The sequence below is a fragment of the Sphingomonas sp. BK036 genome, from assembly GCF_004216825.1.
In the GTDB taxonomy this organism is placed as follows: Bacteria; Pseudomonadota; Alphaproteobacteria; order Sphingomonadales; family Sphingomonadaceae; genus Sphingomonas.
The window spans coordinates 121,695-135,166 of record NZ_SGXR01000004.1 but is presented as its reverse complement, the minus strand read 5'-3'; the positions used below and the strand labels follow the sequence as shown (position 1 = coordinate 135,166).

Here is a 13,472-nt window from a genome sequence, read left to right as displayed (position 1 = left end):
GCTGGCCGGGTTTGCCGCCGGGTTTGGGTCTGGGGGTGGCGCCGTCGCTGTCGCGCCCCGGGCGCAGGTCGGATTGCAGGTCGCTCACACACTTACTCCGTCAGACCGGTTTTCCGGTATCGACCGGCGGATGGTCGGGCGCCGTGTTGGGCCAGCCTAGCCGCGGAATGAACGTGCGGACAAGCTGGTAGGTCCGCTGCTCCGAACACCTAAGCCCCCCCCGGCGGAGGCCGGGGTCCAATTGGAAAGGTCTTAGTAACGGAGCGCCGCCGAAGTTCGCGACGTTGCCCAATTGGGCCCCGGCCTTCGCCGGGGGGGATATTATCAGAGCGCAGGGGTTTCCAACGCCGCCCTCCCCTCCCGCTCGCGGGAGGGGTCAGGGGAGGGTGCGACGTACGTACCGGCGTCCGGCTTTTGAGGCACGCCCCTCCCCCGACCCCTCCCGCACGCGGGAGGGGAGCAGGTCATCCGAGGCGGCCCAGCGCCGCCTGCAACCGCGTGGCTTCGGCGGCTTTGTCGGCGTGGTCGGCCTTTGCCTTCTCCACCGCTTCGGGCTTGGCGCGTTCGACGAAGCTCGCATTGCCCAGGCGGCCGGACAGCGCGTCGCGCTCCTTTTCCGCCGCCGCGATCGCCTTGGTCAGGCGCGTGCGTTCCGAATCGAGATCGATCACGCCTTCGAGCGGCAGGACGAAGGTCGCCTCGTCGACGACGACCTGCGCGGCGCCGCCGGTGGCTTCGCCCTCGGCATGCGTGACGCGCGCGAGACGGGCGAGCGCGGGGGCCTGGCGTTCGAGCCGCGCCAAGGTCGCCGCGTTGGCGTCACGGACGTGGAGCGGCAGACGCGCTCCCGGCGGCACGTTCAGCTCGTTGCGCGCGGTGCGGATTTCCTGCACCAGCCGGATCAGCCAGTCGACCTCCCTGCTCGCCTCGGGATCCATCGAGCGCGCATCCGCCATCGGCCACTGCGCGACGATCAGGTCGTGATCGCGCGGGCCCATCGCATGCCAGAGCTCTTCGGTGATGAACGGCATGAACGGATGGAGCAGCACCAGGATCTGGTCGAGCACCCAGCCCGCGACCGCCTTCGACTCATCGTCGATCTGGCCGCGCTCGTCACCGACCATCTGCGGCTTAATGAGTTCGAGATACCAGTCGCAGAACCGGCTCCACGCGAACTGGTAGATCGCGTTGGCGGCGCCGTCGAAGCGGTAGTCGGCGAGCGCGAGGTCGACCGAGTGCACGGTCGCGATCGTCTCGGCGATGATCCACTTGTTGACCGCGAGCTCGGCACGCGGGGCTTCGAGCATGGTGCTCGCGACGATGCCGTTGGCCTGCGCGAACCGCGCCGCGTTCCACAGCTTGGTCGCGAAGTTGCGATAGCCCTCGACGCGCTTCTCATCCATCTTGATGTCGCGGCCCTGGCTCTCCATCGCCGCCATGAAGAAGCGCAGCGCATCGGCGCCGTACTGGTCGATCAGCCCGAGCGGGTTGACGACATTGCCCTTCGACTTGGACATCTTCGCGCCATCGGCGGCGCGGACGAGGCCGTGCAGGTAGAGCGTGCGGAACGGCACGTCCTTCATGAAGTGTAGCCCCTGCATCATCATCCGCGCGTTCCAGAAAAACAGGATGTCGAAGCCGGAGATGAGCACGTCGTTGGGATAGCGCCCGTTGAGCGTCGGGTCGGACTCCTCGGGCCAGCCCATGGTCGCAAACGGCCAGAGCGCAGACGAGAACCACGTGTCGAGCACGTCGGGATCGCGCACCAACATCACCCCAGCGCCGGCCAGTGCCTGCGCTTCGGCCTCCGTCTCGGCGACGTACGGCGTGCCATCCGGCCCGAACCAGGCCGGGATCTGATGCCCCCACCACAGCTGGCGCGACACGCACCAGGGCTGGATGTTCTCCATCCAGTTGAAGAACGTCTTCTCCCAGGTCTTGGGCACGATATCGATCGCGCCGACGCGCACCGCTTCGATCGCGGGCTGCGCGAGCGTCTTGGCGTCGACATACCATTGGTCGGTCAGCCACGGCTCGATCACTACGCCCGAGCGATCGCCGTACGGCGTCTGGATCGTGCGCGGCTCGGCGTCGTGCTCGACGCCGTCCTTGTCGACATGCGCGATCAGGAAGCCCTCGGCCTTCAGCTGCGCGACAACGGCTTTCCGCGCCTCCGCGGTCGTCAGGCCGAGCAGGTCGGCGGGGATCAGCCCGTCGGACACCTGCACGACGCGCGCCTTGGCATCGAGCATGTTGAGCATCGTGCCCGCGGCCATCCCTGCCCGCTTGCCGACCTCGAAATCGTTGAAGTCATGCCCCGGCGTGATTTTGACAGCACCGGATCCCAACTCGGGATCGGCATGGTCGTCGGCGATGATCGGGATCAGCCGGCCGGTGATCGGCAGCTTCACCTGCTTGCCGATCAGCGCGGTGTAGCGTTCGTCCGCGCCGTTGACCGCCACCGCCATATCGGCGAGCATCGTCTCGGGGCGCGTTGTCGCGACCTCGATAAAGCCCGATCCGTCCTCGAGTGGATAGCGCAGGTGCCAGAAGCTGCCCTTGATCTCGCGCGTCTCGACCTCGAGGTCGCTGATCGCGGTGCCGAGGCCCGGATCCCAGTTCACCAGCCGCTTGTCGCGATAGAGCAGCCCCTGCTTGTGCAGGTCGACGAACACTTTGAGGACGGCCTTCGAAAAGCCCTCGTCCATCGTGAAGCGCTCGTTCGCCCAGTCCATCGAGCAGCCGAGCCGGCGGAGCTGCTGCGTGATCTCGCCGCCGCTCTCTTCCTTCCACGCCCAGACCTTGGCGATGAAGTCCTCGCGCGAGAGGTCGGTGCGCTTCTGCGGCGGGGACAGCGCGCTCATCTGGCGCTCGACCACCATCTGCGTCGCGATGCCAGCGTGATCGGTGCCGACCACCCACAACGCGTCCTTGCCCTTCAGCCGCGCGTGACGCGTCAGGATGTCCTGCAGCGTGTTGTCGAGCGCATGGCCGATATGCAGGCTGCCCGTGACGTTGGGCGGCGGGTTGACGATCGTCCACGGCTCCGCATTCGGGCGGTCGGGGCGGAACTGGCCGCTGGCCTCCCAATGCGCATACCAGCGCGATTCGATGGAGGCCGGGTCGAAGGTTTTGGGAAGCTCGCTCATGGCGGAAGCCTTAGCGAGCGTGTCCGGGCTAGGCCAGCGTCACGTCCGCGCGCCGGGCTTGTCGAGCACCGCACGGATCCGTTCGTTGAGTTCGTTGCGGCGATAGGGCTTGCGGATCAGCTCGAACGAGCGGCTGCCCGCGTCGATCGCCTCGTCCGCGAACCCGGTGGTCAGCAGCACCGCGGTGTGCGGATAGTCGCGCCGCACGGCCTGCGCGAGCGCGACGCCGTTCATGCCGCCGGGCATCAGTATGTCGGTAAACAACAGCCGGAAATCCGAATCACCGTGCAGCGTGTCGAGCGCGGCGCGCGCGCTGTCGACCAGCACGACTTCGTAGCCGAGATCCTCGAGGATGGTCTTGCCGAGCTCGCCGACCTCGATCTGGTCCTCGACCATGAGCACGCGTTCGGCACCGCCTGCGCGCGGTGCGACCGGGCCTGTGGGCTTGCGCTCGACCGCGCCGCTCGCGCGCGGGAAATAGAGCGAGAACGCAGCACCGCCGCCGGGTACGTTCTGAACGGTGGCGATCCCACCCGACTGGCGCATGAAGCCATAGACCATTGCGAGGCCGAGCCCGGCGCCCTTCCCCATCTCCTTGGTCGTGTAGAAGGGTTCGAAGATCTTGTCGGCGACCGTCGGATCGATCCCCGGGCCATCGTCGCGTATCGTGGCGACGACATATTCGCCGGGCTCGAGCTTGGCGACGCTGGCATCCTCGGGCAGCACCGCGTTGCGCGTGGTGATCGTGACGGTGCCCGCACCGCCGGTCGCATCGCGCGCGTTGGCAATGATGTTGAGCAGCGCCATCTCGGTCTGGACGGGGTCGACGCGGCAATTCCACAGATCGGATGCGAGGTCGCGTTTCAGCGTGATCCCGGCGCCGACACTGCGTTCGAGGATCGGCCGGAAATCGCCGACCAGCTGGTTCAGGTTCATCAGCCGGTCGCGCAACTCCTGCTTGCGCGCGAACGCGAGCAGTTGCTGCGTCAGCGTCGCCGCGCGCGCCGCGGAGGTGGAGATGGCATCGACCGCGCGTCGCGCCGACCGGTCGTCGGGGCCGATCCGTGCGTCGAGAATGTCGGCATAGCCCTGGATGACTTGCAGCAGATTGTTGAAATCATGCGCGATGCCGCCGGTCAGCTTGCCGACCGCTTCCATGCGCTGCGCCTCGTGCAGCGCTTCCTCGGCTTCGCGACGGCGGGAAATATCGAGCTGGCTGGCGAAGAAATAGCGGAGCTCGCCATCGTCGCCGAACACGGGCGACACGAACAGCGCGTTCCAGAAGGTCGAACCGTTCTTGCGATAGTTGAGGACCTCGACGGCGACTTCCTCGCGCTTCGCGATGGCGGCGCGAACCTCGTCGATCGCGGTCTGGTCGGTCTCGGGGCCTTGCAGGAAGCGGCAATTATAGCCGAGAATCTCGTCCTGCGAGTAGCCCGTCATGAACGAGAACGCCTCGTTGCAGAAGATGATCGGGTTGTCAGGGCGATGCGGGTCGGTGACGACCATCGGCATCCGCGTGGTTTTCACCGCCGCAAAGAAGATATCGCTGCCCGCCTTAGCCGGGACGATGGCCTCGTTCGAGCCGCGCCATTCCTCGCCCTGTATGGGGGCTTTAGCCGGGTCCATCCCGGCCACTGGTTGCTGCGCGCTCGGATCAGACATGGAGAGCGTAACCCCGGCGGAACCGTGCTGGTTCCGCCGGGGTTACGCTCGAAATTAAGGCTGCTGGTTCATGATCTTGGCGATCTCGCGCGCGACCATGTCCTCGACCATGTTGGGCAGGTTCGCGTCGATCCATTCGCGCAGCATCGGTCGCAACATTTCGCGCACGAGCCCCTCGAGCGTGCCGTCGCTGTTGGTGTCGGGCTTGATCATCATCCGAGTCAACGCCTCGAGTGGCGCGCGCGTTGCCGCGGCGGTCTCACGCGAGACGATCGATTCGGACGTGGGCTCCGGCGCAGCATGCGGCGGGTGCTGCGCGTGCGACTGGGGCTGCGGCTTGGGCGCTGCCTGGCGCGGTTCGGGCGCGGCATCGACCGATGTCAGGACCGGGGATTTTGGCGGGCGGGGCGTACGGTCGACCATCGGCATGGGATCGCTCAATTCGAGAACTTCATCGTCGTCGATCTCGTCGTCGAGATAGGCGGCGTCGCGATAGGCGGGCTCATGATAGGCCGAATCGCGATCGGCGGGCGCCGTGTTCGTCCGCGCGGGACGCCGCGACCGGCCGGGCGTGTCGCCCTCCTCCGCGATGATGCGTTTGATCGACGACAGAATCTCCTCCATCGACGGCTCGCCGTTCACGTCCCCCATCCGGACCATCCCAAACCCCGTAGCCGCGCAACACCCCTATTGGCGGCTCGGCGCGTCCTTACCTGTGGTTAAGGCGGGGTTCCTGTCAACCGGCGTATCGAGCAACGGGTCGCGTTGCGGCTGGACATGCGCATCCTGCGCGGGCGATTGCACGGTCCGCGTGCCGACCGGCACCGGCTCGCCATCGCCGCCGAAATCCCAGATCTTGTGGTGGACGCGCTGATAATTGGCGACCGGATCGTAGAGCACCCCGCCATCGAGCCCCAGATCGCGCGCCTCGGCCTGCCCCATCGCCGCGAGCAACGCGAAGCCGGCGACATACGCATCGCGCCGCGCGGTAACGAGCGTCACCTGACTGTTCAGCAGTTCCTGCTCAGCATTGAGGATGTCGAGGATGGTTCGCGTGCCGACGCTGTTCTCGGCACGGACGCCTTCGAGGCTCAGCTTGTTGGCATTGACCGCGGTTTCGGACGACTGGATCACCTGCTCCGACGACTGCCAGACGGCGAAGGCGGAGCGCGCTTGCGAGATCACGTTGCGTTCGGTCGCGGTGACGTTCTCGATCGCGCGGCTCTGAAAGGCTTCGGCCTGGCGGACCTGCGCGGCGGGGCGACCGCCCTGGAACAGCGGCAGGGTCAGCGAGAGGCCCGCCTGCACCGCCTTGTTGGCGTTGGGAAACGTGTTGACGCTGCCGTCCGTCGTCGACGCCGAACCGAGATAGTTGGTATAGCTGGCCGAACCGGTCGCGCTGACCTGCGGCAGGCGGCTCGCGCGGGCGACCCCGACATCGTAGCGGGTCGCATCGCGCTCCTTGGCCGCGGCGATGAGGACCGGGTTGTTCTCGATCGCGACGGTCACCGCCGAGGCGGGGCTGTCGGGAAGATGCGGGAGCGTCGGGGGCGTTTCGAGCGTGCCGGCGGGCGTGCCGACATAGCGGATATAGTTTTCCCGGCTCGAGATCAGCTGCGCCTCTGCGGACTGGAGCTGCGCGCGGGCGAGCGCGAGGCGTGCCTCCGACTGGGCGACGTCGGTGCGGGTCAGATCGCCGACCTGGAACCGGTCGCGGCTCGCCTGCAGATTGACGTCGAGCACGCGGACGTTCTGCGTGTTCAGGCCGACGATCGCCTCGTCGCGGATCACATCCATATAGGCGGCGACGACGTTGGTGAACAAATCCGCCTCGGTCCCGCGCAGCGTCGCGCGGCCAGCCTCGACCCGGGTCTTCGCCGCAGCGACCGAATTGCGCACCTGCCCGCCCTGATAGAGCGGCACCGACACGTTGGCGCGCGCCACCGCCTGGCGCGGCAGGGCGATGAAGCTGTTCGCCGCAGTCACGACGAACTCGGTATAATCGCCCGTCGCATTGGCCGAGGGCAGCCCCGAGGCGCGCGCGATCGGAACATTCTCGTCGGTCGCGCGCAGCGTCGCGCGCTGGCCGGTGATGATCGGATTGGTCGTGTACGCCTTGGCTAGCGCCTCGCGCAGCGTCTCCGCACCGACTGGTGCAGCGTTATAGATCAGCGCAACACTTGCGAGCAAGCAGCGGATACGAGCGGTGCGCGTGATCATAAGGCTTAGAACCTGAAGGGTTTGGGGGTGTCGAAACCTGGGAGCACGACGCATTCGACATCGACGAACGCCGCCAGCGCGAACCCGCCATCGGTCTTTCGGCCCGACGCCAGACGGGTCAGCCCATGCTCGGCGATTCCGGACACGACGCGGCCGCCCGAGCGGACCTGGGCGATCAGCGCATCGGGAATTGCCTCGATCGCGCCGTCGACGATCAGAACGTCATAGGGCGCGCCGGCAGCGTGACCCTCATGCAGCGGCGCGGCGACGATCTCGACGTTGCCAACCCCGGCGAGTGCAGCGCGCGCGGTGGCGAGCAATGCGGGATCGCTTTCGACCGCGACCACCGAACCGACGATCTCGCTAAGTACGGCGGCGGTATAACCCGACGCGGCACCGATCAGCAGAACGCGATCGGTTGGGGTGAGATAGGCCTCGGTCAGCAACCGGCCGGTCGCCATCGGCAGATTGGCGTAGCGACCGCCACCCAGCGGGATCGCGGCGTCGCGATAGGCGATCGACCGGACGCCCTCTGGCATGAACGTCTCGCGGGGTACGCGCGCCATCGCCGCGACGACGCGCTGGTCGCTGACAGCATTGGTGCGAAGCTGGCTCGCGACCATCGCGTGACGCATCGTATCGAATGCCGCGGCGGGGGCCAAAGCAGGGGTCTCGGTCTCGAGGCTCATCGTCGTCATAACCCATCCTGTCGCACAACTGTTTTAGCCATGCAATACACTAGTTGTCGCGACGATGTGTATCGTGCGGCATCGGCCGCGCCAAGCCGGAGTTGTGCACGGCGGGTACGAGATGGACCGATTTTGCGGTGTAGACGCCCCGCCCGCCCGTGTGACACCGAAGATGTCGCGGGCGGGACGTCGAGGGCGCATGCGGAAGACCACGGCACTACCTCTGCGATGATTCCTAGCAGCGAATGCCGGCCGCGTCGCCCAAAATGGGACATGGGTGGCTTTTGGCACCTCCCAGACACCCCGTTTGGAGTGCGTCAGGCTGCACGCCCGGACTCCCCTGCAACGTGCCGGACAAGGATAATTCGCGCAGCGTTGCACGTCGCGGTTGACCGCGCGGACAAAAGGAAGCATTTGCGCCGTCCGCATCGAGGCCCGATGGCGGAGTGGTGACGTAGAGGACTGCAAATCCTCGCACCCGGGTTCGATTCCCGGTCGGGCCTCCAATCGCTACATCATCGGAACGACGGTCGAAAGACTGCGCAGCGCTCAGGCGGCAGAGACCGCACATGATCGCAGCGCGTCGGGCGGCGGCAAGACCGGAAACGGCTCGCTCGAGAAAAGGGAATAACTCGCGCGAGCCGCGGTCCAACGCCTGCGTGCGGTCTTGGGGACGCACGCCGGAAACGCTGCTTTGCGACACCGCCGACACCAGATCAAGTGCATATTTTCGAACGCGAAGTATGCGGCGGCGCCGAGCGGAAACCGTCCCGTTTCTGTACGCGGTTCGGTCAGATCAGCGCATCGAGCAGACCGATCAAGGGGCGATCCGCGGGCGGCATCGGCAGCGCGTGCATCTCGCTCGGCCGCACCCAGCGGAGTGCCGTCGCCTCCAGCGCGCGGGGGACGCCGGTCCATTTTCGGGTGATGTATAGAAGCAGGACAAGATGACGGTCGCCGAGCGGCGCGCTGGCGAAGGCCGCGGGGGCGAGGCAGGCGTGCGGCACCGCGATGCCGAGTTCCTCTTCCAACTCCCGGATCAGCGCGGCCTCGGGGGTCTCGCCGGGCTCGACCTTGCCACCGGGAAACTCCCAGAGCCCGGCAAGCGACTTCCCCTCGGGCCGCTGCTGGAGCAGCACGCGCCCTTCGAGATCGACCATCGCCGCGGCAACGACCGGCAACAAGGACGACACGCCCGAAACGGGCCGATCGTTGGTCATTCCTTAATTTTCCTTTGCGTACACTGGGGCTTATGAAGTCTGTCGTTTCCCTAGCCACGATCGCCGGCCGGACGCTGCTGCGTGCCCTGCGCACCACCCGCGGCGCGACCGCGATCGAATATGGCCTGATCCTGGCGTTCGTCGTCATCGCGATGATCGCCGGCCTGACCGCGCTCGCCGATTCAACGACGGGCATGTGGGGCAAGGTCGAGACGAAGGTCGCCGGGGCACGCTGACCGCGCGCGGCGGTTTTGTACATCGCTCAACGAAAACTGCCGACCTTAAGCCTTTCTCAACCCACCACTTCTAATCGTGTCTGTGCTGATCCGGCCTGTCCGGTCCAGCCGGGTGACACTGAAGCAATCCAACCATGGAGACCGGAATGAAGACGATCCGCAAGTTTTTCAAGAACAACAAGGGCGCAACCGCAATCGAGTACGGCCTGATCGCCGCGCTGATCGCCGTCGCCGCCATCGCTGCGATGCAGGGCCTGGGCAACAGCCTGAACAAGACGTTCAACAACGTTTCGACCAAGCTCAACAGCTCGACCACGTAAGCCGCAGAGCGGGCGGGCGATTCGGCGACGAGTCTCCCGCCTGCACGATGCGCTACGAAGAAGGGCGGCGGAACTCCGGTTCCGCCGCCCTTTTCTTGTGCTCCGACGCGGGTCGATGCGCGGTTAAAGCCTACCCATCTTCAGGAACTTGGCCTGGCGATCCTTGCGCAGATCGGCAGGCGCCAGCGCGGCAAGGTCGGCAAGCGCCGACGCCAGCGCATCGCCAAGCGATTCGATCGCCGTCGCGCGGTCGCGGTGCGCGCCGCCAAGCGGTTCGGCGACGATATCGTCGATGACGCCGAACGCTTTCAGGTCCTGCGCGGTGATCCGCATCGCTTCGGCGGCCTCGGGGGCCTTGTCGGCGGTGCGCCACAGGATCGAGGCGCAGCCCTCGGGGCTGATCACCGAATAGATCGCGTGTTCGAACATCAGCACCCGGTTCCCCGCAGCGAGTGCGACCGCGCCGCCCGAACCGCCCTCGCCGACGATCGCCGCGACGATCGGGACGCCCGCGTTGAGGCAGGCTTCGGTCGAGCGCGCGATCGCCTCGGCCTGACCGCGCTCCTCGGCCTGAATCCCTGGGAACGCGCCCGAGGTGTCGACCAGGGTCACGATCGGCAGGCCGAATCGGTTGGCGAGTTCGACGAGGCGGATCGCCTTGCGATAGCCCTCGGGCTTGCCCATGCCGAAATTGTGGCGGAGGCGGCTCGCGGTATCGTCGCCCTTCTCATGGCCGAGCACCATGATCTTGCGCCCGCGGAACGTCGCGAAGCCGCCGAGGATCGCCTGGTCGTCACCGAACGCGCGGTCGCCGGCGAGCGGCACGAACTCGTCGAACAGCGCGGCGACATAGTCCTTGAAGTGCGGACGCTCGGGATGGCGCGCGACCTGCGCCTTCTGCCACGGCGTCAGCCGCGCGAAGGTATCCTTCAGCAGCTTGTCGGATTTGGCCTGGAGACGCGCGATATCCGCGGCCAGGTCGACGCTGCCTTCGGCAGCGGTGTCGCGGAGTTCGTCGATCCGGCCCTGGAGCTCGGCGATCGGTTTCTCGAAGTCGAGGAAGCTTGGCATCCGCGGCGGTTACGGTGCGGCGCCGTCCGCGTCAACGCGGCGGCATATCCGCCAGCGGATGACGCGTGTTGACCAGCTCGACCAGGCGGCTCGAATCGACATGCGTATAGATCTCTGTGGTGGCGATATCGGCGTGGCCGAGCATCGATTGCAGCGCGCGCAGATCGGCGCCCCCCGCGAGCAGGTGAGTCGCGAATGCATGGCGCAGGACGTGCGGGCTGACCCGGTCGGGCGGGATCCCCGCCTCGGCGGCGAGCGCCTTGACGATCTGGTACAGGCGGATGCGCGAGAGGTGGCCCTTGCCCGAGGGGAACAGCCAGAGACGGTCCGCGGCGACATGCGTGCGCCAGAGCGCCACCGCGGCGCGCGCGCGGTCGGAGATCGGCACCATGCGCTCGCGTCCACCCTTGCCGCGCAGGATCAGGAACGGGCGATCGGGGTGGACCGCGTTGCGCGGCAGGCTGACAAGTTCGGTCGCGCGCAGGCCGGAACCGTAGAGGAGTTCGAACAGCGCGGAGAGCCGCAGGTCGTTGGGGTCGAGCGGGTCACGCGCGGCACGCTCGGCGATCGCGGCGAACAACCGGTCGATATCGGCGTGGCTCAGCACCTTGGGGAGCGCGCGGGCAGGGCCGGGCCTTGGCAGCGCCTTGCCGGGATCGTCGGCGCGGTGGCCCTCTTCGGCGAGGAACGCGAAGAAGCGGCGGAGCGAGGCGGACTTTCGGCCGACGGTCGCGCGAGAGAGCGCCGACCACCCGCCCGACACGGTCGCGAGCGCGGCGGCATCCGCGTCGACCAAGTTGCCTTCGAGCGCCTGCGACGCGAGCATCAGATCGCTGCGGTAGGCGGCGAGCGTGTTCGGTGCCGCCCCCGCCTCCGCCGCCATCATCTCCAGGAACCGGTCGATCAGCGCACGGTCGGTACCGCGGGTCACGCCCGTGCAATCGCCTCGGCGGCGATCATCCGTGCTTCGCCGTCGAGCCCGACGGCCCGCAACGCGCCGACGATCCGGTACAGCGCCTCGGGCGGGATATCCTTCCAGCCGGCGGCCTGCATGCCGATCGCCGCGAGAACCACGACCGTACTCGACTGGCCGGCGCGCGCGGCACGATCGAGCGCGCGCGTCCAGGCATTGTCCGCGCCGATCGGTACGCCCAGCGACTGGGCGGCACGCTCGATATCACCCGTGTTGAGCCGCCCGAGCCCGGCGAGCCCCGCAAACAGCATCCGCTGCTTGAGCGCCGAATCGCCTTCGCCGCCCGAATAGGAGGCGAGATCGGCATAGCTCAGCCGGCGATAGGCGTCGGGATCGCTGAGCATGATCATCGCCCAGGCGTCGCCGCCCGCGGGTACGCTGCCGAGCCAGCGTGCGGCGGTGCGGTCGAGCCCCGCCGACAGCATCGACGCGACAAGATGATCCGCCTCGGCCTTGGCCAGCGCCGGGTTCATTCGTGCCGCCGCACGTGCGGTGAGTACGAGCCGCGCATAGGACGGCCGTGTCTCCGCGCTGCCCCAGAGTTGGCGCAGAGCGTTCAGCCGCGTCTCGAAGCTGCGATCGGCATAGGCGGTGCGCAGATCGTTGGCGGCCGCAGCCGCGACGCTCTGCGTATCGTCGTCGGTCGAGGCGGCGGCGTAGAGATCGACCAGCGCGGCGCTGGAGAGCACCCCCTGCCCCGCCGCCGATTCGGCGGGCGCGAGCCGGGCCGCCAGCGGCACCGACGGCGACAGCGCCTGCCAGTAGCGCACCTGCGGCCCTGCGCTTGCATAAAGCGCGTCGGGCACCGCGACGCCGGTCGCCATCGCCAGACCGAAACGCCACGCGGTCAGCTGGTCGACGCCGTCCCATTCGATCGTGACCGCCTGACGGCCTTGCGCGCCGGCCCCCACGACTTTCTGCGCGAGCAGCATGTCGACTCCGCTCGCGACGTTGCGACGCTTGGCGGTCGCGATCAGCGGTGTCGCCTGTGCGGGGTTGCCCGACAGGCCGGCACACATCGCCTGCGCCATCGTCCAGCCACGCGCCGGTGCAAGACGCATCGCGCCGGGGACGAGCGGGCAGAAGCCCGCGGGATCGCCCGTCGCCAGCGCCGTGTTCATCGCGACCTGATACAGTTTGGGCGTGTAGTTGTCGGTGTCGACGCTCTGCGTGACCGCACGCGCGGCGACCGATTCGCCCATCCGCAGCAACAGCCAGGCGCGTTCCGCCGCGAAGTCCGCGCCGTTGATGCGCGCAGGCGTATCGACGCGCGAGACCAGCGCGCGGCGCAGCAGGATCGACATCCAGCGCGATGGCAAGGGTGCGGTCAGCCGGCGCATCAGCGTCTCGACATAATGGCCGTCGGCCTCGCCGAACGCATCGGTCTCCAGCCCACCCTCACGCGATGCCACCGGCCCGACCGTCGCTAGCGAGCGCCGTGCCGATTCGGGCATCTCGTACCGCGCGAGCACGGCGGGATCGATGGTCGCGGGCGTCGCGGCGGGCGCCACCGGGGGAATGCCGGTCGGCGTCGTCGGCGGCAGCGGCTGAATCATCGCGCCGGGTGACGGCGTGGCGGGCGCCGGCTGCGGGGCGGTCGGCTGCGGCGTGCCGGACGGCCGCGTGGGCGTGCCCGCAGGTGGCGCAGGCCGCGGCGCGGGCGTCGGGGTCGGATCGCCGAACCCGGGCGGCAGGATCGATTCGGGGCGATCCTGCCCGATCGCCGGTGCCAGCGCGACGAGAGCCCCGGCGGCAACCGCCGCCGCCAGTGTCGCCTTAAGAGAGGTTCGCAAGCGTCACGGCCTTCTCGACGCGGCTCTGCGGACGCTCGGTCGCGCGGCCCGCCAGCAGGAACAGGCCGCCGACCACGACCACAAGAACGACGACGACCGAGACGATGAAACGGGACATGCGACGTAACCTTGTAGT

General features: G+C 67.8%; 12 protein-coding genes and 1 tRNA gene. 3 read left to right on the top strand and 10 right to left on the bottom strand.

The annotated features are described in order from the left end of the window. Positions 1 to 464: 464 nt before the first annotated feature. The 5 genes from EV283_RS07645 to EV283_RS07625 are packed head-to-tail and all read right to left on the bottom strand — an operon-like array spanning position 465 to position 7,723. A complete protein-coding gene (locus EV283_RS07645; RefSeq protein WP_130324192.1) occupies positions 465 to 3,149 on the bottom strand; it encodes a valine--tRNA ligase in 2,685 nt (894 codons plus the stop codon). 39 nt (positions 3,150 to 3,188) lie between these two features. Continuing rightward, complete coding sequence (locus EV283_RS07640; protein WP_242615856.1) at positions 3,189 to 4,814, bottom strand: histidine kinase famiy protein; 1,626 nt, start codon at positions 4,812 to 4,814, stop codon at positions 3,189 to 3,191. Positions 4,815 to 4,868: 54 nt separating this feature from the next. After that, positions 4,869 to 5,465, bottom strand: a complete 597-nt coding sequence (locus EV283_RS07635) for a DUF2497 domain-containing protein (RefSeq protein ID WP_165391745.1) — start codon at positions 5,463 to 5,465, stop codon at positions 4,869 to 4,871. A gap of 36 nt (positions 5,466 to 5,501) precedes the next feature. Next, positions 5,502 to 7,034, bottom strand: a complete 1,533-nt coding sequence (locus EV283_RS07630) for a TolC family outer membrane protein (RefSeq protein ID WP_130324190.1) — start codon at positions 7,032 to 7,034, stop codon at positions 5,502 to 5,504. A gap of 5 nt (positions 7,035 to 7,039) precedes the next feature. Then, on the bottom strand, positions 7,040 to 7,723 hold the full coding sequence (locus EV283_RS07625; protein WP_242615896.1) for a protein-L-isoaspartate O-methyltransferase: 684 nt from the start codon (positions 7,721 to 7,723) through the stop codon (positions 7,040 to 7,042). 432 nt (positions 7,724 to 8,155) lie between these two features. Here EV283_RS07625 and EV283_RS07620 point away from each other — a divergent pair. Further along, positions 8,156 to 8,229 (top strand) — tRNA-Cys (locus EV283_RS07620). 285 nt (positions 8,230 to 8,514) lie between these two features. On the opposite strand, the gene EV283_RS07615 is transcribed toward EV283_RS07620, so the two are convergent. Continuing rightward, positions 8,515 to 8,943 carry a (deoxy)nucleoside triphosphate pyrophosphohydrolase gene (locus EV283_RS07615; protein ID WP_056420229.1) on the bottom strand — a complete coding sequence of 143 codons (429 nt, stop codon included), beginning with the start codon at positions 8,941 to 8,943 and terminating at the stop codon, positions 8,515 to 8,517. Between the two features lie 32 nt (positions 8,944 to 8,975). Between EV283_RS07615 and EV283_RS07610 the strand changes: the two genes are divergently transcribed. After that, positions 8,976 to 9,179: a Flp family type IVb pilin gene (locus tag EV283_RS07610; RefSeq protein ID WP_130324186.1), complete on the top strand. Its 204-nt coding sequence runs from the start codon at positions 8,976 to 8,978 to the stop codon at positions 9,177 to 9,179. A gap of 146 nt (positions 9,180 to 9,325) precedes the next feature. Continuing rightward, positions 9,326 to 9,499, top strand: a complete 174-nt coding sequence (locus EV283_RS07605; RefSeq protein WP_056420235.1) for a Flp family type IVb pilin — start codon at positions 9,326 to 9,328, stop codon at positions 9,497 to 9,499. Between the two features lie 123 nt (positions 9,500 to 9,622). Here EV283_RS07605 and EV283_RS07600 read toward each other — a convergent pair whose 3' ends face one another. From EV283_RS07600 to EV283_RS19555, 4 genes are read right to left on the bottom strand one after another with little or no spacing between them, the layout of a single operon-like run. Next, positions 9,623 to 10,570, bottom strand: coding sequence for an acetyl-CoA carboxylase carboxyltransferase subunit alpha (locus EV283_RS07600; protein ID WP_130324184.1), 948 nt, complete (start codon positions 10,568 to 10,570; stop codon positions 9,623 to 9,625). 31 nt (positions 10,571 to 10,601) lie between these two features. After that, positions 10,602 to 11,501 (bottom strand): tyrosine-type recombinase/integrase, encoded by a 900-nt coding sequence (locus EV283_RS07595; protein ID WP_278044195.1) that lies wholly within the window; start codon positions 11,499 to 11,501, stop codon positions 10,602 to 10,604. Beyond that, complete coding sequence (locus tag EV283_RS07590; protein ID WP_347400209.1) at positions 11,498 to 13,336, bottom strand: hypothetical protein; 1,839 nt, start codon at positions 13,334 to 13,336, stop codon at positions 11,498 to 11,500. Before EV283_RS07590 ends, EV283_RS07595 begins: the two co-directional genes overlap by 4 nt. After that, the gene (locus EV283_RS19555) at positions 13,320 to 13,454 is read right to left on the bottom strand and encodes a hypothetical protein (RefSeq protein ID WP_267904487.1); all 135 of its coding nucleotides are present in this window, start codon (positions 13,452 to 13,454) and stop codon (positions 13,320 to 13,322) included. Before EV283_RS19555 ends, EV283_RS07590 begins: the two co-directional genes overlap by 17 nt. Positions 13,455 to 13,472 lie beyond the last annotated feature (18 nt).